19 protein-coding genes are annotated in these 17,922 nt (G+C 71.5%); 7 read left to right on the forward strand and 12 right to left on the reverse strand.

The annotated features are described in order from the left end of the window. Positions 1–35: 35 nt before the first annotated feature. The 3 genes from WMF22_RS25865 to WMF22_RS25875 all read right to left on the reverse strand — a co-directional run bounded on the left by WMF22_RS25865 (position 36) and on the right by WMF22_RS25875 (position 2,607). The gene (locus WMF22_RS25865) at positions 36–1,151 is read right to left on the reverse strand and encodes a pyridoxal-phosphate-dependent aminotransferase family protein (protein ID WP_437292676.1); all 1,116 of its coding nucleotides are present in this window, start codon (positions 1,149–1,151) and stop codon (positions 36–38) included. A gap of 48 nt (positions 1,152–1,199) precedes the next feature. Further along, entirely contained in the window at positions 1,200–2,015 is an 816-nt protein-coding gene (locus tag WMF22_RS25870) for a protein kinase domain-containing protein (protein ID WP_157907782.1), read from the reverse strand. 175 nt (positions 2,016–2,190) lie between these two features. Then, on the reverse strand, positions 2,191–2,607 hold the full coding sequence (locus WMF22_RS25875; RefSeq protein WP_437292677.1) for a tellurite resistance TerB family protein: 417 nt from the start codon (positions 2,605–2,607) through the stop codon (positions 2,191–2,193). A 153-nt stretch (positions 2,608–2,760) separates the two neighbouring features. Between WMF22_RS25875 and WMF22_RS25880 the strand changes: the two genes are divergently transcribed. Next, positions 2,761–3,498, forward strand: coding sequence for a tetratricopeptide repeat protein (locus WMF22_RS25880; protein WP_437292678.1), 738 nt, complete (start codon positions 2,761–2,763; stop codon positions 3,496–3,498). Between the two features lie 27 nt (positions 3,499–3,525). Here WMF22_RS25880 and WMF22_RS25885 read toward each other — a convergent pair whose 3' ends face one another. Beyond that, entirely contained in the window at positions 3,526–3,894 is a 369-nt protein-coding gene (locus WMF22_RS25885) for a hypothetical protein (protein WP_012237412.1), read from the reverse strand. Between the two features lie 10 nt (positions 3,895–3,904). Beyond that, entirely contained in the window at positions 3,905–4,255 is a 351-nt protein-coding gene (locus tag WMF22_RS25890; RefSeq protein WP_438031513.1) for a hypothetical protein, read from the reverse strand. A gap of 189 nt (positions 4,256–4,444) precedes the next feature. On the opposite strand from WMF22_RS25890, the gene WMF22_RS25895 reads away from it, so the two are divergent. Further along, on the forward strand, positions 4,445–5,155 hold the full coding sequence (locus tag WMF22_RS25895) for a nucleotidyltransferase family protein (protein WP_437292680.1): 711 nt from the start codon (positions 4,445–4,447) through the stop codon (positions 5,153–5,155). Here the strand turns inward: WMF22_RS25895 and WMF22_RS25900 are convergent. The 3 genes from WMF22_RS25900 to WMF22_RS25910 form a co-directional block, all read right to left on the reverse strand. Further along, positions 5,144–6,289, reverse strand: coding sequence for a DegT/DnrJ/EryC1/StrS family aminotransferase (locus WMF22_RS25900; protein WP_437292681.1), 1,146 nt, complete (start codon positions 6,287–6,289; stop codon positions 5,144–5,146). The genes WMF22_RS25895 and WMF22_RS25900 overlap by 12 nt on opposite strands. A 77-nt stretch (positions 6,290–6,366) precedes the next feature. Further along, on the reverse strand, positions 6,367–7,365 hold the full coding sequence (locus tag WMF22_RS25905; RefSeq protein ID WP_438031514.1) for an SDR family NAD(P)-dependent oxidoreductase: 999 nt from the start codon (positions 7,363–7,365) through the stop codon (positions 6,367–6,369). A 169-nt stretch (positions 7,366–7,534) separates the two neighbouring features. Beyond that, positions 7,535–7,897: a hypothetical protein gene (locus WMF22_RS25910; protein ID WP_438031515.1), complete on the reverse strand. Its 363-nt coding sequence runs from the start codon at positions 7,895–7,897 to the stop codon at positions 7,535–7,537. A 179-nt stretch (positions 7,898–8,076) separates the two neighbouring features. Here WMF22_RS25910 and WMF22_RS25915 point away from each other — a divergent pair, with 179 nt between their 5' ends. Both WMF22_RS25915 and cysK read left to right on the forward strand, forming a co-directional pair. After that, positions 8,077–8,937, forward strand: a complete 861-nt coding sequence (locus WMF22_RS25915) for an endonuclease/exonuclease/phosphatase family protein (RefSeq protein ID WP_437292684.1) — start codon at positions 8,077–8,079, stop codon at positions 8,935–8,937. Positions 8,938–9,015: 78 nt separating this feature from the next. Continuing rightward, on the forward strand, positions 9,016–10,011 hold the full coding sequence (gene cysK, locus WMF22_RS25920; protein WP_437292685.1) for a cysteine synthase A: 996 nt from the start codon (positions 9,016–9,018) through the stop codon (positions 10,009–10,011). A 50-nt stretch (positions 10,012–10,061) separates the two neighbouring features. Here cysK and WMF22_RS25925 read toward each other — a convergent pair whose 3' ends face one another. Together WMF22_RS25925 and WMF22_RS25930 are read right to left on the reverse strand one after the other, a co-directional pair. Then, positions 10,062–11,609, reverse strand: coding sequence for a complex I subunit 4 family protein (locus tag WMF22_RS25925; protein WP_438031516.1), 1,548 nt, complete (start codon positions 11,607–11,609; stop codon positions 10,062–10,064). Then, positions 11,606–12,973, reverse strand: coding sequence for a proton-conducting transporter transmembrane domain-containing protein (locus tag WMF22_RS25930; protein WP_438031517.1), 1,368 nt, complete (start codon positions 12,971–12,973; stop codon positions 11,606–11,608). The genes WMF22_RS25925 and WMF22_RS25930 overlap by 4 nt, the downstream gene beginning before the upstream one ends. Here WMF22_RS25930 and WMF22_RS25935 point away from each other — a divergent pair. After that, positions 12,956–13,261 carry a hypothetical protein gene (locus WMF22_RS25935; protein ID WP_437292688.1) on the forward strand — a complete coding sequence of 102 codons (306 nt, stop codon included), beginning with the start codon at positions 12,956–12,958 and terminating at the stop codon, positions 13,259–13,261. The genes WMF22_RS25930 and WMF22_RS25935 overlap by 18 nt on opposite strands. A 103-nt stretch (positions 13,262–13,364) precedes the next feature. Here WMF22_RS25935 and WMF22_RS25940 read toward each other — a convergent pair whose 3' ends face one another. Then, entirely contained in the window at positions 13,365–14,438 is a 1,074-nt protein-coding gene (locus WMF22_RS25940; RefSeq protein WP_438031518.1) for a sigma-54 interaction domain-containing protein, read from the reverse strand. A 152-nt stretch (positions 14,439–14,590) separates the two neighbouring features. On the opposite strand from WMF22_RS25940, the gene WMF22_RS25945 reads away from it, so the two are divergent. Then, positions 14,591–16,381: a phosphoenolpyruvate carboxykinase (GTP) gene (locus WMF22_RS25945; protein ID WP_438031519.1), complete on the forward strand. Its 1,791-nt coding sequence runs from the start codon at positions 14,591–14,593 to the stop codon at positions 16,379–16,381. Positions 16,382–16,642: 261 nt separating this feature from the next. After that, entirely contained in the window at positions 16,643–17,140 is a 498-nt protein-coding gene (locus WMF22_RS25950) for a hypothetical protein (RefSeq protein ID WP_438031520.1), read from the forward strand. 33 nt (positions 17,141–17,173) lie between these two features. Here WMF22_RS25950 and WMF22_RS25955 read toward each other — a convergent pair whose 3' ends face one another. Next, entirely contained in the window at positions 17,174–17,920 is a 747-nt protein-coding gene (locus WMF22_RS25955; RefSeq protein ID WP_438031521.1) for an NADH:ubiquinone oxidoreductase, read from the reverse strand. Positions 17,921–17,922 lie beyond the last annotated feature (2 nt).

Here is a 17,922-nt window from a genome sequence, read left to right on the forward strand (position 1 = left end):
CGGGCCCCGCGCGGCGTGAGCCGCGGGCCCCGCGCTCAGACGACGCGCGCGAGCGCCTTGAGGAAGATCTCGTAGGCCTCGAGCGGGTACTCACCCATGTGGAAGATCCGGAACAGCCGGTCCGAGAGCTTCCCCTGGGCGGCGTAGATCTCGAACACGTGCCCATCGACCGGCTCGCTGGCGAGCCGGCTCGCCATCTGGTCGTAGGTCCGCCCGGCCGGGATGTGCAGCGCCGTCCCGATCGACTGGAGCGGCATGTTCTCCCAGCGCGCGATCGTCAGCCCGAGGCGCTCGTAGCCGGGGCGCAGGATCGCGCAGCGCGCCTGGTACACGGCGTGACGCCCGGCGACGCCGCCGGTGGCGGCGAGGTGATCGAGCGCCGCGATCACCTGGCAGAGGCTCATCGGGTCGATCGTGTAGGGGTGCGCGCCGCCCTGCTGGGCGCGCCAGGTCTTGTGGAGCTCCAGGCTCGGGACGCGGGCGGGGATCCGCTCCATCTCGGCGAGCAGGTCCTTCCGGACCAGCGCCACCGTCAGGTTCGGGTGGCTGTGCAGGCCCTTGTTGCACGAGCCCATGACGGCGGCGATGCCCGAGCCCTCGAGGGCCAGCGGCTCGACGAAGAGCGCGCTGATGCCGTCGACGAGGAGCTTCTTGCCGTACTTCCGGGCGAGCGCGCCCACCTCGGGCAAGGGGTTCAACGTGCACGTCGACGTGCCCCCGTAGACCATGGCCACCGCGTCGACCTCGTCCGCCGCCAGGATGGCCTCGATCTTCGCGAGGTCCGGCCGCTCGCCGTAGGGCAGGCACATGTCGACGACTGGCTGGCCGAGCGTGGCGGCGTACTCGAAGATCCGGTCGCCGTAGGCGCCGTTCCGGACGACGAGGAGCCGCTCGTCGCGCCGCAAGCAGGAGCCGAGCACGGCGGCCATGGAGGTCGATCCCGAGCCCGTGAGGAGGATGGCCTCGTAGCTGGACGCGCCGAGGGCCTCGACGATGCCGTGCCGTGCCCGGTCGAGCAGCGGCCGGAGCCGGGGGCCGCGCGGGACGATCGGGCTCTCTCCGTAGGTGCGGGAGACCTGGTTCACCGCGTCCGGCAGGTGGAAGACCGCGGGCGTGAGCGAGACGACGCGTGGCGTTTCGGCGGCGATCATGCCGCGAGATCTAGCCCGGAACGCGCGCGGGGCGCAGCGGAGATCGCGCTACGCCCAGCGGAGCTGGCGCAGATCGTCCCAGACATCGCGCGCGGAGTGGTAGCGGTAGGCGTCGCGGCGGCGCAGCAGCTTGGCGATCACCTGGCTGAGCGGCGTGCCGAGCGCCTCGGCCTTCTGCCGGGGGGTGCCCTCGGCGATCTGCCGCGTGATCTCCTCGTAGGCGACGTTGACGTCGATGGCCGGCTGCCCGGTGTGCATCTGGTACATGAGCAGGCCGAGCTGGTAGAGGTCGCTCTGCGTCGTCGTGTAGCCCGCCGTCACGAGCTCCGGCACGAGGATCTTCGGGTTCGCGACCTGCGGGCGGAACCAGCGGGTGACGCCGTCGAGCTGGTGCGCCACGCCGAAGTCGGTGAGCTTGACGAGCGGCCTGTGGTCGAGCTGGGAGATGAGCACGTTGCCCGCGTGCAGGTCGGCGTGCACGACGCCGTTGTCGTGCAGGTACTGCAGCGTCATCAGCAGCTGGCGCGCGAGCTCCAGGAGCAGCGGCGGCTGGAACGGGGCGCCGAGCAGCGCCCGGAGGCTCGTGTCGCACCGCTCGAGCGCCAGGTAGAACAGGTAATTCACCTCGAACGCGTCGTGGATGTAGACGATGTTCGGGTGGCGGAAGCTCTCCAGGCGGAGCATCTCGCGCGACCACTCTTCCTTGACGACCTGGTAGGGCTTGTTCGCCGGCCGCAGCATCTTCAGGGCGTACACCTGATCGAACGGCCCGCTGCACTCGTAGACCGAGCCATACTGCCCGTCGCCGATGAGCGCCCCGATCACGTACGTCCCCCGGGTGGAGGTCAGCGCTGAGCCCGGCACCGGAAACGGGATCAGGAAACTACCAGTGGAAGACCAGGTCACGGCGAGGCCATCGTAACCGAAAACGCCGGCGCCCGTTCACCCCGCCGCGCGCGCCCCGCGCAGCGGCCCGCGTTCGCGGCGCAGGGGGCGCCCCTGTCCCCCCGCGCGCGGCGCGCCGAGGGCGGCCGGCCGCTCATGAAGCGGCGAGCTTCCGCACGATCTCCGCGGCCTCGGCCTGATCGAGCTCGAGCGCCGCGGCGACGTCGAGCAAGAGCTCGCGCTCGCTGCTCCTGACGATCCCGTCGGCGACCACGACCTGAGCGGCCAGGAAGAAGGCGACCTTTCGGGCCTGCGGGCTGGCGAGCCGTTCCTTGAGCGACGCGAGCCGGGCCGCGCGGCCCTCCTTGTGGAGCTGCTCCACCACGGTCTGGAGGAGCGTGTCCATGGTGCTCTGCGGGATCCGTCGATCCGTGAGCGACTCTACGCTCCGGGCGAAATGGATCTTCTCCTCCGGGCTGAACTCGCCGTCGGCGAACGCCGCGAGGAACATCAGCTCGACGAGCGCCTCGAGGTTCGGCTCATCAAGCGTTTGCAGCGGAGGAGGGCTCATCTGGGGCATCGTCTCCGTGTACACCGAGGCCCGGCGCGGGACCAGCCCTGGAGCGCTCCCCTTACCCCGCGCGCCCGGGGCAAACGCGGCGGGGTTGAAAGTGCCCGAGGGGCGGCATTGGGAGAGCGCTCCCTGTGTGTCATGAGTTCGAGCATGCACGTGCGCGAACTCGCCCAGTCGCTCCTCGGCGCGCTCTTCCTCTGCGGCTGCAGCAGCGCGACCGCGGCGCGGCGCCCTGCCGATCCGGGCCGGCCTGCACCCGAGGGGCGCGCGGCGACACCGCGAGCCGCGGCGAGCGCCGAGGCGGCCCCGCCGCCGCTGCGGCTGCCGTGCGAGGCGGACGATCTCGTCGGCTGTACGAACGGCTGCGCCGACCACCAGATCGAGGACTGCGCGACGCTGGGATCGATGTACCTGGGCGGAGCGATCGTCTCGATCGACGTGGAGCGAGCGATGACGCTGTTCGAGAGGGCGTGCGCGGAGGGGAGCGCGCGCGGCTGCCTGCGGCTCGGCGACGCCTACCACGATCGGCTCGCGCGCGCGGGCGGCGCCGGCGGGGCGAGCGAGGCGGACGAGGCGGCGCTCTACTGGCACGCGCGCGCATGCCACGCCGGCGCGAACCTCGGATGCCTCGCGGCAGGCAGGGCCTACCTCCACGGCCAGGGCGCGAGCGCCGATCCCGGGCGCGCGGCCGCGCTGTTCCAGCGCGTCTGCGAGCGCGGGAACGCCCCCGCCTGCGTCGAGCTCGGACATCTCCACGCGGAGGGCGAGGGCGTGAAGCGCGACGACCGGAAGGCGGTCGAGCTGTTCACGAAGGCGTGCAAGCTGGGCCTCGACGAGGGGTGCCTGCGGGCGAGCCGGTCCGGCGACGTCCTCCCGCCGCGCGACTGACGCGCCCTCGACCGCCGCGCTTCGCCGTCAGTCGGTACGGCGGCGCTGGGCGATGTCCAGCGCCGCCGTGATCATCGCGGTGAGCTGTGTGTCCGACACGTTCTCGGAGGGAAGCACCACGAGCTCGGCGCCGATGCGCCGCGACAGCTCCATGAACCCTTCCGGATCGAACGCCCGCACGTCCTGCGTCATCACGATGGCCAGCGGGTGCAGCCATGCCGCGCTGCCGCGCAGCGACACGAGATCGCACGCGAGCAGGTCGGCGCCTTCGACGAAGACCAGCCGCCGGCAACGCTCCGCGAGCTGCTCGCTGGCGCTCACGATGAGCACCACCGAGGCCGACGCCGTCCGCTTGCTGCGCCCCGCTGGTCGTGTCGGTAGCTCTCGCGTGCTCATGAAGCCCAGGTCAGCGAGCGAGCAGCGGGCGCCCGTACGGGACGGGCCCGGCGCCCGGCGCCCGGGTCCGCGCCTCGTCGGCGAGGGCGAGATCCATGACGAAGGAGCCGAACGGCAACCGGAAATCCCTGTCGTTCGGCTTGGTCGCGTAGAGGGCGAGCAGCGAGAGCACGCTCCCGATCTGCGCCGCGGCCGGATCGCCCTCGCACGCGTTGAAGCGGTCGGCGAGCGTGCACAGCTGCCGGAAGAGCGGACCGCCCGGGTGCGGGCCGGCGCTGCACATGGCGAAGGTGCCGCTGCCTCGATATCCGAGCTTCCGGCGCTTCCTGGCGGGGGTACGGGACGGAGGTACCATCGTCATGATTGCTGCCCAAGTCGCCTGTGAGGGGTGAATCGCCCCACGCCGGGGCTGACCTGCCGCGGGACGCTCTCCAACCAGTAATAGAGCAGCCCGAAGAGAGTCAATCGGAGAGGACGCCGCGGGCCGGGCGAGCGTGAAATTCTGCTGAATGGTCCCCCGTCCGGGCAGCGCGTGGGTATACGTCATCGCATGAAGGCAGTCGTGCTCGCCGGCGGCAAAGGCTCCCGGCTCCGCCCCTACACCGCCCTTATCCCGAAGCCGCTCATGCCGATCGGGGATCACACGATCGTCGAGATCCTCCTCCGGCAGCTGGCGCGGGCGGGGGTCACCGACGTCGTGATGTGCGTCGGCCACCAGGCCGCGCTCATCGAGGCGGTCGTCGGCGAGGGGAGCCGATACGGGCTGCGCATCGCCTACCAGCGCGAGGACGCGCCGCTCGGGACCGTGGGCCCGCTCCGGGTCATCGAGCGGGACCTGCCGGAGCGCTTCCTCGTGATGAACGGCGACATCCTCAGCGATCTCGACTTCTCGGCGCTCCACCGGACGGGCGAGTCGACCGGATCGCCGCTCACCGTCGCCGTCTGCGAGCGCGCCTCGAAGATCGACCTGGGGGTGCTCGACCTCGGCGCCGACGGGCGCGTCGTCAGCTTCCGCGAGAAGCCAACGTACACGTTCTGGGTCAGCATGGGCATCTACGCGATGAGCCGCGGCGTGCTGCGCTTCATCCCCGAGGGCCGGCCGTTCGGGTTCGACGACCTGATGCACGCGCTGCTCGGCGCCGGCGAGCCGGTGGCCACCTTCCCCTTCCGGGGCCACTGGCTCGACATCGGAAGGAGCGACGACTTCGCCGAGGCGCAGGACGAGTTCGAGAAGAACCGGCAGCGGTACCTACCGGAGTGACGCGGCGAGCGCCTCACACACGGCGTCGACGTCGGCGTCGGCCATGCGCGGGTGGAGCGGCAGCGTGAGCTCGCGGCCCGCGATCGCGTCCGTCCGCGAGAGCCCCTCCTTGCGCACCCGGTCCGAGGCGCCGTGGTGCGAGAAGCGGTGGATCGGCGTGTAGTGCACGCTCGTCTGGACCCCGCGCGCCTTCATGGCCTCCATCACGGCCTCGCGCGAGGTGCCCTCGGGCAGGAGCACCGGCATGAGGTGGTGCGCGCTCTCCCCCAGCCCGCGCGCGTAGAAGTCGCGGTACGGCAGCCCGAGGCCCCGCGCCCCGGCGAGGCGCTCGTGGTAGCGCGCCGCGAGCGCGCGCCGACGCGCGTTGCCCGCCGCGAGCCGGCCGAGCTGCACGAGGCCGATGGCGCTGCGGATCTCGTCGATGCGGTAGTTCATGCCCGCGTCCACGACGTCATAGGTGAACGCGTGCCCCTTGTGCCGATCGAGGGTGAGCGTCGTCATCCCGTGCGCGCGGAGGAGCCGCATGCGCGCGTGGAGCGCGTCGTCCCTCGCGATCACGGCGCCCCCCTCGCCGACCGCGAGGTTCTTGTTCGAGAAGAAGCTCAGGCAGCCGACGTCCCCCAGCGTCCCGAGCGCCCTGCCCCGGTAGCTCGCGAGCGGCGCGTGCGCCGCGTCCTCGACCACCGCGAGCCCCCGCTCGGCCGCGATCGCGCAGATGGCGTCCATGTCGCAAGGGTAGCCGGCGTAATGGACGACCGCGATCGCCCGCGTCCTCGGGGTGATCTTGCGGACGATGTCGGCGGGATCGACGCTGAGGTCGTCGCCGCCGACGATGTCGGCGAGCACCACGTTGGCCCCGCACAGGAGCGCGGCGTTGGCGGTCGCCACGAACGTGAGGCTCGGGCAGATGACCTCGTCGCCGGGGCCCACGGAGAGCGCGGTGTACGCGAGGTGCAGCGCGGCGGTGCAGTTCGTCACGGCGAGCACCCTCGGGGTGCCGAGCGCCTCGCCGAGCGCCCGCTCGAACTGCGCCGTCCGCTCCCCCATCGTCAACCAGCCCGACGCGACGACCTGCCGCGCGGCCTCGGCTTCTTCAGGCCCGAACGAGAGATCGCTGAGAGGTATCTTCCACATGGCCTTCCATCCATCCAGCCGGCGCCCCGCGGAGAGGGCGCGCGAGGCGCCGGCCCCCGGCCGCGCGGCGGCGCGCGTCAGATCGCGTACTCGCGCGGCCGGTAATCGGTGAGGTGACGCTCGACATAGGCGTACGTCCGCGCGAGCCCCTCCTCGAGCGGCACGCGGGGCGCGTAGCCGACGAGCTCCGCGGCGCGACGGAAATCGGCGAGCAGCACCATGACCTCGCTCGCGTCGGGGCGCACCCGGGCCTCGTCCGTCACGAGCTCCGCGCGCTTGCCCGTCACCTCGAAGATGAGGCGGACCAGATCGCCGATGGAGATGGCGCGCCCGCTCCCGACGTTGAGCGTCTGCCCCACGGCCCGCGCGCTCGATCCGACGAGGAGGAAGCCGGCGACGGTGTCGGTCACGAAGTTGAGGTCCCGCACCGGCGTGGTGCTCCCGAGGCGGAGAACGGCGCTGCCGGCGGCGAGCTGCTGCATCACGCTCGGGATGATCGCGCGCGACGACTGCCGCGGGCCGTAGGTGTTGAACGGCCGGATGGTCGCCACCTCGAGGTCGAACGAGAGGTGATAGCTCTCGGCGAGCTTGTCGGCGCCGATCTTCGTGGCCGAGTACGGGGACTGGCCGGTCAGGGGGTGCGCCTCGTCGATGGGCGTGTAGCGCGCCGTGCCGTAGGTCTCGCTCGTCGACGTGTGGACCACGCGCGCGCCGTGCTCGCGCGCCGCCTCGAGGACGTTCAGCGTGCCCTGCACGTTCGTCGCCACGTACTGCTGCGGGGCCACGTACGAGTACGGGATCCCGATCAGGGCAGCGAGGTGGAACACGACGTCGGCGCCGCGCACGAGCGACCGGACCGCGCCCGCGTCCTCCACGTTGCCGGGGGCGACCTCGACCTGCGCGAGCACGTCCTCGGGGAGCCGGTCGAGGTGCCCGCGCCGCGAGCCCGAGGTGTACCGGACGAGCGCCCTCACGCGCGCGCCCTCCCGGACCAGCGCCTCGACGAGGTGGCTGCCGATGAACCCGCCGGCGCCGGTCACCACGACGCGCTTGCCGCGATAGAAGCCTTCGCTCACGGCCGCGTCCGTGGCCCCTGCGGGTTCGCGCGTCAAGCGCGTACCGAGGCGGCGCGCCCGTTTGCGCCCGGCAGCGCGGCCCCGCGCGCGGCGCTGCCCGAGCGCGCCGCGCGCCGGCCCGCGCCGCGCGCGGGGCCGCGGGGCTCGCTGGCGGACGGCGTGGCGGGGATCACTGGATCTGGATCTGGTCGGCGGGCGTGTTGCCCGCCCCTTCCGGCGTGCCGATCTCGCGGTGCACGCAGAGCCCCTGCTTGCAGTAGGCGTCCGGCGGGGGCTTGCAGTCGACCTTGGGCTCCTCGCACTTGCCCGTCTTGTAGCTCTCCGAGAGGGGCTTGATCTTGTCGAAGGTCGCGTTGCTGATGGGCTTCGCACAGCCCGGCCACTCGCTCTGACGGCAGTCGGCGTCCGTGTTGCAGTGCTGCGCCTTGTTCACCATCTCGAAGGCGTCGCCGCGGACTTTGTCGCACTCCTTGGGATCCATCTTGCTCTCGCAACCGGCGACCAGCGCGAGCAGGAGGAAGCTCGCGGTCATGCGGAGCGAGGTCCGAGGTCGGAAGGAGGCCGATCCTGGCCGCCCGCGTCGACGAGCACACGTGATCATTCAGGTTCTCCCGGTCAAGGCCGCCCTTCCGCGCCGGAGGGGCAGCGGCCTGCGCCGGGCCCTTCGTATCACGGCTGGATCCGGGCGCGCAGCTGGCGTAGCCCGTCGGCATGGAACGTCCTCGAGAAGGCTCCGGGATCAGCGGCTCCCCGCACGGCGGATCCGGCATCCGTGTTCGCAGCTCCCTCCGGGTGCTCAGCCTGAACATCTGGAACCGCCACGACCCGTGGGAGGCGCGCCTCGAGGTCATCCGGGAGGGTCTCCGCGAGCTCGATCCCGACGTGGTCGGCCTCCAGGAGGTGCTGTCGTACGAGGGCCGCTCGCTGGCCGACGGCATCGCGGACGGGCTCGGCTACGAGGTCGCGTTCGGCGCCGCGCACGACCTCGGCGGCGGCGTGCTCTTCGGCAACGCCGTGCTGTCGCGCTGGCCGATCGCGCGGAGCCAGGCGTTCCCCCTGCCCACGGGTGAGACCGACGAGAAGCGCTCGATCCTGCTCGCCGAGCTCGGGTCGCCCCACGGCGCGATCCCGTTCTTCGTCACCCACCTCAACTGGAAGTTCCACCACGGCGCCGTGCGCGAGGCGCAGGTCGCGGCCGTGGCCGACATCGTCATGCGCGAGGCGCCCATGGAGGGCCTGCCGCCCATCGTCGTCGGCGACTTCAACGCGCAGCCCGAGGCCACGGAGATCCGGTTCATGAAGGGGCTGCACGCCCTGAACCAGAAGAGCGTGTACTTCGCCGACACCTTCGACCAGACGGGCAAGGGCCCCGGATTCACCTTCGATCCGGTGCGGAACCCGTTCGCGGCCATCACGAACGAGTACCCGCGCCGCATCGATTACGTCTTCGTCCGCGGCCCGGACGCGCAGGGGCGAGGCAAGCCGCTCTCGTCGAGGGTCGTCTTCGAGGAGATCCGCAACGGCGTCGCCGCATCGGATCATTACGGGGTTCTCTCGGAGATCTCGATGTAAAGCGGGCCGGCGCCCCTGGAGGGGCGTGCGCTCCGGCACGTTGCCCGGGGATGCCCTGTTCACGTGTACACTGGCGGCATGTCGTCCCCTCGAGCACCGGGCGACGGACCGCCGAGTCCGCCCGACGCGCCTGGTGAGAGCTCGGCTCCTCCGCCTGCTGGCGCGCTCCGCGTCGGTCCGGTCGTTGCGGACGCCCTGTCGCTCATCGGCGGCACGCCGCTCGTCCGCCTTGCCCGGATCTCGCCCGAGGGCGGGGGCGTCGTCTACGGCAAGCTCGAGTCGATGAACCCGGGCGGCAGCGTCAAGGACAGGGCGGCGCTCGGCATGGTGCTCTGCGCCGAGCGCGAAGGGATCCTCAGGAGAGGGTCGACCATCGTCGAGGCGACGAGCGGCAACACGGGGATCAGCCTCGCGATGATCGCCGCCGTGCGCGGCTACCGCTGCGTGGTGGTCATGCCCGAGGACATGAGCGTCGAGCGCCGGCACGTCCTCCGCGCTTACGGCGCCGAGATCGTCCTCACGCCCGAGGGCCAGGGCATGGCCGGCGCGGTCGCCCGCGCGATCGAGATCTGCGAGGCGACCCCCGGCGGGTGGATGAGCCAGCAGTTCCAGAACCCGGCGAACCCCGGCGCCCACGCGCGCGCCACCGGCCTCGAGATCATCGCGCAGACCGGCGGCGACATCGCGGCCTTCGTCGTCGGCGTGGGCACCGGCGGCACGCTGACCGGCTGCGGGCGCGTGCTCCGGGATCAGCTCGGCGGCGCTGTCCGCATCTGCGCCGTCGAGCCGGCGAAGAGCGCCGTGCTCTCCGGGCGAGGCCCCGGCCCCCACGGCATCCAGGGCCTCGGCCCCGGCTTCGTCCCGGCGATCCTCGAGCGATCGCTCATCGACGAGATCCTCACGGTGACCGAGGCCGGCGCCTCGCGCATGGCGCGGCGGCTCGCCCGCGAGGAGGGGCTCCTCGTCGGGCCGAGCTCCGGCGCCAACGTCCACGCGGCCGTGGAGATCGCGCGCAGGGTGCGCGGGACGATCGTGACCGTGCTGCCCGACTCGGGAGAGCGCTACCTGCTCTGAGCCACCCCCGGCGGCGGCGGGCGCAGCGCGCGCCATCCGCCGGACGCGGCTCAGGGCGACGTTCGTCCGTCACGGCGGGGCGCTCGGCCGTCCGCGTCGATGGAGCGGCGGTTCGCCGCCGCCGCGAGGCGCGCCTGCGCGCCGTGCGCCACGTCGTGGAGGACCCGCTCGACCACCGGCGCATGGATCGCGATCAGCCGCGTCGGGGCCACCCCCAGGACCAGGGTGAGCGCGACCAGCGCGAGCAGGAACGCTCGCTCGCGGAGCACGAGCGCCTCCAGCGCGGCGCCCTTCAGGTGGCGGCGGAGCGGCCCCAGGAAGGTCCGCTGGAACGCCCGGAACAGCGTGATCCCGTTGAGCGCCGCCGCCGTCAGCGCCAGCACCGCGAGCACGGGATGGGCGTGCAAGATTCCATGCAGGAGCAGGTCCTCGCTCACGAACGAGAGCGCCCCCGGCATCCCGATCATGGCGCACGCGAGCAGGAAGAAAAAGGCGGCCATGCGGGGCGTCCGGGCGACGAGGCCGCCGAGCTCCCGCGTGTCCGCCGTACTGGCGCGCGCCTCGATCGCGCCGACGACCATCGCGAGCCCCGTGATCGCGATCGACAAGGCGACGCTCTGCAGGAGCGCGCCGCTCACGCTCTGCGGGCTCAGCGAGGCGACCCCCAGGAGCACGAGCCCCTTCTGGCTCGCCACGAGGTAGCCGAGCAGCCGGCGCAGATCGGTCTGGACCAGCGCGAGCACCGCGCCGTGCAGCGCGCTGATCAGGCCGAGCACGGCGAGGATCGGCATGCCGTCGGCCGAGCCCGCGGGCAGGAGCGTCACCCCCACGCGGACGAGCACGCAGACGCCGACCTGCATCTGCGCGAGCAGGATGGTCACGCCGAGCGGCCCCCGCTCCAGCAGCACCGGCAGCCAGCCGTGGAACGGCACGGCGGCCATGCGCATCAGCACGGCGATGCCGACGAGCGCGAACAGCGGCGACTGCCATGCTTCGGGGACGCCGGCGCGGGCGATCTCCTCGACGTCGAACGGCAGGGCCGCGCCCTGGCGCGCGGCGAGCACGGCGATGGCGCCGATCGCCACGACGAGCGGCGCCGTGCCTCCCAGCAGGAAGATGCGGCAGGTGCGCCGGAGGAGCGGGTCCTCGGCGCCCTTCCTGGCGACCAGGCGATCCACCGGCACGAGGGCGGCGACCCACGCGGCCGCGAGCACCGCGAGATCGACCGCGCAGAACACGCCGAGGATGGCGCTGCCGGTGGCGAGCAGCGCGGCGGCGCCGGGCGGATCGATCGCGGCGCGCGGGCTCGCGGCGAGCAGGGCGAGCAGGACGAAGCCGAGCAGCGGGAGCAACGTGATGGTGAAGCCGTCGACGCCGAGGCGGAGGCGCGCGCCGAGGAGCGGCAGGGTGGGCCCCCCGGCGGTGAGCGCGACGCCGGCGTGGGAGAGCGCGAGCGGCAGCAGCGAGAGGAGCAGGGTGAGCGCCGCGCCGATGAGGGCGACGCGGCGCGCGCGCTCGTCGCTGCGCGCCCGGGCGGCGAACAGCGCCGCGATCGCGGGCGTGAGGACGAGCGTCCCGAGGAGCGGAAAGGCGTTCACGTGCGAGCCCTCTTCGTGTCGCGCGCGCGGGGCTGGAAGGCCGCCGCGATCTCTGTCTCTCCGCGCGCGCCCTCGTCGCCGGGCGCCGCGGGGGTGCGCTCAGGCCAGCCGCTCAGCGCCGCCCCCCAGCGGCGCTCGCTCCGGTCGAGCAGGCGCCCGAGGCGCATCAGCGGCGCCGCGACCAGCCGCTCCTGCAGCCCGCGGTCGAGCGACAGCCAGTACGCGCGCCGCACGAGCGCCGCCGGCAAGAGACGGCCAGCGAGCCCGAGGTGCGGCAGCGGCTCGCCGGCGTGCGCGGCCCGGATGTCCTGCGCGTCGCGGAGCGCCGAGGGGGCGCGCAGCAGCTGGTACACCCCGGCGTGCACCGAGATGGCGCCGTAGAAGAGCGCGCTCGATGGCGTCGGCCCCTCCATGGCCCGCGGCAGCCAGCTGCCCAGAGGAAGCTGCGCGCTCTTGCCCATCGCGGCGAGGAACAGGCACAGCGCGAGCGCCGTGGCCGCGCCGGGCCCGAGCGACGCGGCGCCCCCGGGCCACGGCGAGCCGCCGAACACCTCGCCCCACTGCGAGGAGCGGGCGACGTCGTGCATGAGCACCGCGCCCCCGAGCAGCCCGATGTCGCAGAGCCGGTAGGTGATGTACACCCGCACCGCGGCCCGCGGCGGCGCCTCGCGCTCGTGGAAGGAGGCCACGAGCAGCACGCTCGTCGCGCCGGCGAGCTCCCAGCCGGCGAAGAGGAGGTCGACGGAGCCCGCCGACACGAGCCCCAGCATCCCCGTCGAGAACAGCGCGAGGAGCAGGAAGAAGCGCGCGAAGCCCGGCTTGCGGTGCAGGTACGCCACCGAGAACCTGCCGACCAGGAGCGCGATCAGCGAGACGAGGAGCATCATCGTCGCCGACAGCCGCTCGACGAGCAGGACGACCTCGAACGCATGGTCGCCGAGCTCGAACCAGCGGCCGAGCGCCACCGGGACGACCGCGTAGGGCGCCGTGACGGCCGAGAGCCATATCGCCAGCGAGGCCGCGAGCGAGAGCGCGAGCGTGGAGAGCACGACGCGCGACACGACCCGCTCGCTCGGCGTGCGAAGGAGCAGCAGGTAGGCGCCGAGCGCGGCGAAGGCCGCCGCCGGAGAGAGCGCGTCGAGCGCGCGCTGAGCAAGCTCCCCGAGCGACCTGAGCGCCCGGCGGCGGCCGGCGGCGCGCGCTCGCAGCGGGCGAGCGACAGCTGGGGGTGGAGGGCGTTCATCGCAGCCCCGGCGCTTGCCGCGCTGGCGGTCGCCGTCTTCGCGGCGGGCGACAGGGGCGCGTGCTCTCCGGCGATCGAGCGATCCGAGGAGCGTGCCGTCGCCTTGCCTGACGAAGGGCACGCGTGGACGCACCTCGATCTGTGGACTCACCGCCACGCGGACGAGCCGGCGGTGGTCCAGCTTAAGGTGCCGGAGCACGTGCGCGTGCGGCTGCCCGACGGCGAAGGTGGATCGCTGGAGCAGCACTGCCGGCAGGAGCGCTGCTCACACAGGCTGACGAGCTACCGCGGCGACGCGCCGCTCGGCGTGGCCGTGGCTCAGCCGGGCCGGTATGAGATCCACGTCCGTCACGAGTCGAATGAGGCGCGCGTGCGCGAGCGCTTCGTTCTGATAGCTGAACGCGAGTGAGCCCAGCGAGACATGTTACCGCGACCTGGTCGGCTCCGGTCGTTACCGCGACCTGCAGGCAGCCCCAACCTCGGTAGTCGGCAGCCGGCCGGGCCGACGCGGCTCATTTCTTCGCCGCCCTCTGCTCTCCACGGACAGGCCCGCTTGGCACCCGCACGCGCCCCGCTGCGACGTAGCGTTGCACCGTCCTCAGGCTGATCCGAAGTCGCGCCGCCGCCTTGACCTTGTCGCCCCCGTCGCGCTCCAGCGCCGCCTCGACGATCTGCTGGATGAGCGACTCCAACCCGTCGTCGAGGTCGAGCGCGGGCGAGGTGCTGGCGCGCGACACGCCCGCCGCGGCTTCTTCCGACACGGCCAGCGAACGGACGCTCTCGGGCAGATCGGCCACGCGCACCTGCCGCCCATCCCGGAGCAAGCAGAGCGTCTCCACGACGTTCCGGAGCTCGCGCACGTTGCCAGGCCAGTCGTAACGGAGCAGCAGCGCCTTGGCCTGCCGGCTGAACCTCGGCGGGCGGACCCCGTGTCGCGCCGAGTGCTGCGCGGTGAACTGATTCAGCAGGGGCTGGATGTCAGCGCGTCGCTCACGCAAAGCGGGGACATTGAGCGTGATGCCCTGGATTCGATAGAACAGGTCGGCGCGAAAACGACCCGCGCGCACCTCCTGATCGAGGGGTCGTAGCGTGGCGAACATCAACCGGACATCCGCGTCGATCTTCGTCGCGCCGCCGACGCGCATGTAGCGGCGGTTTTCGAGGAATCGCAGGAGCTTCGCCTGCATCGGCATCGGCATATCACCGATCTCGTCGAGCAAGAGCGTGCCCCGCTCGGCCGCTTCGACTTTTCCCTTCGCCCGCTCGCTTGCCCCGGTGAACGCGCCGCGCTCGTGACCGAAGAGCTCGCTTTCGAAGAGCGCGTCGGGGATGGCCGCGCAATTGATGGGCACGAACGGCCCCCGCCGGCGCTCCGAGAGCTCGTGCGCGCGCCTCGCCAGCACCTCCTTGCCGGAGCCGCTCTCGCCGATCAGCGTCAGGGTGACGTCCTTCGCGGCGACGGCGCGAAGGATCTGGTCCGCCTTCTTCATGGCGTGGGAGCGCATGATCGGCTCAAACACCACGTCAGGTCGTCGTTTTCGCTCTCGCACGCGAGAAATAGTGGGCGATCTTGTCGCAACCTGCAAGCCCGACCGCGAGATCGGCTCCCGCGATCCACGTCGCCCCTCGACTGGCGAAATTCGTCGGCTGTTCGCCCTGGAAATGCCGAGAAAGCGCGCCGCTTCGAGCGCTCCTGGCGCGGTGCACGGCCAGCCCCTGCTCCGGCACGGATTCTGCTGTGACCAAGACCAAGACCATGAACGAAACTCCCACGACGAACCGCGCGCTCCGCGCCTGGGTCCAGGCGATCGCCGAACACACGCGCCCCGCACGCATCCGTTGGTGCGACGGGAGCGAGGAGGAGCGGGCCACCCTCGAGCGCGACATGGCGCTCTCCGGTTCGTTCATCGAGCTGGATCCACGGACCCACCCTCGTTCATTCCTGCATCGATCGGATCCAACGGACGTCGCGAGGACGGAGCACCTCACCTTCATCTCGACGCGACGACAGGAGGACGCGGGGCCCACGAACCACTGGATGAGCCGAGAGGAGGCGCAGGCGCGCGTATGGCCGCTCTTCGCAGGCGCGATGAAGGACCGGACGATGTACGTTGTGCCGTACCTGATGGGCCCCGCGGGTTCGCCCTTCAGCCGCGTCGGGGTCGAGCTTACCGACAGCCCATACGTCGCTCTCAATCTCCGGATCATGACCCGCATGGGCCGCGCGGCGCTCGGTCACCTCGGCGCCACGGAGAGCTTCGTTCGTGGCCTCCACAGCCTCGGGGACCTCTCGCCGGACAGGCGCTTCGTCGTCCATTTTCCCGAGACCCTCGAGATCTGGAGCATCGGCTCGGGGTATGGCGGCAACGCCTTGCTCAGCAAGAAGTGCCACGCGCTGCGCATTGCGAGCGCGCAAGCGCGCGCGGAAGGCTGGCTCGCCGAGCACATGCTCATCCTCGGCTTGACGAGCCCCGAGGGGCGCACGCACTACGTCACGGCTGCCTTCCCGAGCGCGTGCGGCAAGACCAACCTGGCGATGCTCGTCCCCTCGATCCCGGGGTGGAAGGTCGAGACGGTGGGTGACGATATTTGCTGGATGCACCCTGGCAGCGACGGACGGCTCTGGGCCATCAACCCGGAGAACGGCATGTTCGGCGTCGCACCAGGGACCAGCCTCAAGACCAACCCGAACGCGATGAAGTCGCTCGCGCACGATGTGATCTTCACGAACGTCGCGCTGCGCGCGGGCCGTCGCGTATGGTGGGAGGGGATGTCCCAGCTCGACGAGCACGAGGTCATCGAGGATTGGCGCGGCGCGAAGTGGACGAAAGGCTCCGCGACGTCTCCTGCCGCGCATCCGAACTCGCGCTTCACCGTCCCGCTGCGGCAGTGTCCCAGCGCGGCAGGCTCCTTCGATCTCGCCACGGGGGTGCCGATCTCGGCCATCCTCTTCGGGGGGCGCCGATCGAAGCTCGCCCCCCTCGTCTACGAAGCGCGGAGCTTTCGTCACGGCGTCTACGTCGGTGCGACCATGGCGAGCGAGACGACCGCCGCGGCGACCGGCGCTGTGGGCGTCCTCAGAAACGATCCCATGGCGATGCTCCCCTTCTGCGGGTACAATATGGGCGATTACTTTGCGCACTGGATGGCCGTTGGGAAGGGACTCAGTCGTCCGCCGAAGATCTTTCATGTCAACTGGTTCCGGACGGGGGACGACGGGCGCCCCCTGTGGCCCGGGTTCGGCGACAATATCCGCGTCCTCAAGTGGATTCTCGAGCGTGTCGAGGGCACGGCGACCGCGCGCGAGTCCGCGATCGGCCTCCTTCCGCATGAAGGGGGAATCGACCTGACCGGGATGGACCTCTCGAAAGACGCGCTCTTCCAGCTGCTCGCGGTCGACAGCGGCGCGTGGTTGAGGGAAGCCGACGGCGTCCTCGAGTTCCTTCGCAAGTTCGCGGATCGACTCCCCGCGGCGCTGCTGGCCGAGCACCGATCGCTCGTCAAGCGGCTGCACGATTCGCTGCATTGAGCTGATCTGGGAGAACTCGTGGAAGACCATACCAAAACTTCGGCGGCGAACGTCTGCCGCGACACAAACATTTCCTCCATAGATGGCCGCGCGGCCGGACCACTGGCAGGCGCCGTCGCGCAGGCGCTGCGAGCGGGGCGCAGCCCCCGAAATCACGACTTCGACCGCTTCCTTCCCGACGAGCTGCGCCGCGTCTCCGCTCAGTTCTGGACGCCGATCGAGGTCGCTGTTCGCGCGGCCCAGTGGCTGGACGAGCACGACGTGCGCACCGTCGTCGACGTCGGGTCGGGCGCCGGCAAGTTCTGCGTGGCGGCGGCGCTGGCGGGACGCAGCCACTTCACGGGGATCGAGCAGCGATCTCGGCTGGTCATGGCGGCGCGCGGCCTCGCGCGGGTCTACGAGATCGAGGACCGCGTTCGTTTCGTCGAGGCCGCCCTGGGGAGAGCGGAAGTCCCTCGCGCGGACGCCTACTACTTCTTCAACCCGTTCGGCGAGAATCTCTTCGGACGAGAAGACCACCTCGATGAAGACGTCGAGCTGGGGGTCGATCGATACCAGCGCGACACCGCGGCCGCCGAAGAGCTCCTCAACGAGGCGCCGCTCGGGACCTATCTCCTGACGTACAACGGATTCGGCGGGCGGGTGCCGGACAGCTATGACGAAGTCCGCGTCGATCGGGAGCTCCCAAACGTCCTGCGGATGTGGCGAAAGGCGCGCCTCGTGGCTGCCGGTCCGGGCCTACCTGCGGACGAGCTCTGATCACCACGACGACGCGTGACGCGCCGCTGCGCGTCACGCGATCCCGAGCAGATCGAGTATCGCGTTCACGAAGGTGAGCGGGTGCGGCGGACATCCAGGGACGTAGAGTGAAGGGCCGACGCGCTCCAGGAAGCCGCGGTCGACGCCCGCGGCGCCGTCGTAGAGCCCCCCGGAGATGGCGCAGGCCCCCACGGCGACGATGAACCGCGGCTCGGGCATCGCATCCCAGGCCAGCTGAACCGCCTCCTTCATGGTGCGCGTGAGCGGGCCTGTCAGGACGAGCGCATCCGCGTGCCGCGGAGAGGCCACCCACTCGATCCCGAACCGCTGCACATCGAAGTTGACGTTGGTGACGGCGTTCAGCTCGAGCTCACAGGCGTTGCAGCCGCCGGCCGAGACCTGGCGCATCTTCAGAGACCGCCCGAACAACCTCGAGAACGCCGCGGAGGCGCGGACCCGCACGATCTCCTCCTCGCCCTCTCGGACCGTGAGATCAGAGGGCTCGTTCCCGCCCATCCTCGGCTCCGGCGTGAACTCGATCTTCGCCTCGGGGCAGCCCTCCGCGCAGGCGTCGCAGAAGACGCAGCGGCCCAGATCGAGCGTCACCGGAGCCAGCCGGATGGCCTGGGTCGGACACGCGTCACGGCACGCGCTGCAATCGGCCGCGCACGGGTCGCGACGGATCCTCGGGCGACCGCGGAACCCGGTCGGCGTTGCCTTGCGGAGATCCGCGATGGCCTGCGTGCCCTGGGAGGCACGTACACGGAGCGACAAGAACATGC

Origin of the sequence: Sorangium sp. So ce204, from assembly GCF_051526795.1 — a bacterium.
Taxonomy (GTDB): domain Bacteria; phylum Myxococcota_A; class Polyangia; order Polyangiales; family Polyangiaceae; genus Sorangium; species Sorangium cellulosum_B.

Coding starts and splice junctions, on each gene's coding strand:
- WMF22_RS25915 (WP_437292684.1), top strand. CDS start 8,077: ATGGAACGTCCTCGAGAAGGCTCCGGGATCAGCGGCTCCCCGCACGGC.
- cysK (WP_437292685.1), top strand. CDS start 9,016: ATGTCGTCCCCTCGAGCACCGGGCGACGGACCGCCGAGTCCGCCCGAC.
- WMF22_RS25880 (WP_437292678.1), top strand. CDS start 2,761: ATGCACGTGCGCGAACTCGCCCAGTCGCTCCTCGGCGCGCTCTTCCTC.
- WMF22_RS25910 (WP_438031515.1), bottom strand. CDS start 7,897: ATGACCGCGAGCTTCCTCCTGCTCGCGCTGGTCGCCGGTTGCGAGAGC.
- WMF22_RS25865 (WP_437292676.1), bottom strand. CDS start 1,151: ATGATCGCCGCCGAAACGCCACGCGTCGTCTCGCTCACGCCCGCGGTC.
- WMF22_RS25890 (WP_438031513.1), bottom strand. CDS start 4,255: ATGACGATGGTACCTCCGTCCCGTACCCCCGCCAGGAAGCGCCGGAAG.
- WMF22_RS25900 (WP_437292681.1), bottom strand. CDS start 6,289: ATGTGGAAGATACCTCTCAGCGATCTCTCGTTCGGGCCTGAAGAAGCC.
- WMF22_RS25885 (WP_012237412.1), bottom strand. CDS start 3,894: ATGAGCACGCGAGAGCTACCGACACGACCAGCGGGGCGCAGCAAGCGG.
- WMF22_RS25895 (WP_437292680.1), top strand. CDS start 4,445: ATGAAGGCAGTCGTGCTCGCCGGCGGCAAAGGCTCCCGGCTCCGCCCC.
- WMF22_RS25955 (WP_438031521.1), bottom strand. CDS start 17,920: ATGTTCTTGTCGCTCCGTGTACGTGCCTCCCAGGGCACGCAGGCCATC.
- WMF22_RS25875 (WP_437292677.1), bottom strand. CDS start 2,607: ATGAGCCCTCCTCCGCTGCAAACGCTTGATGAGCCGAACCTCGAGGCG.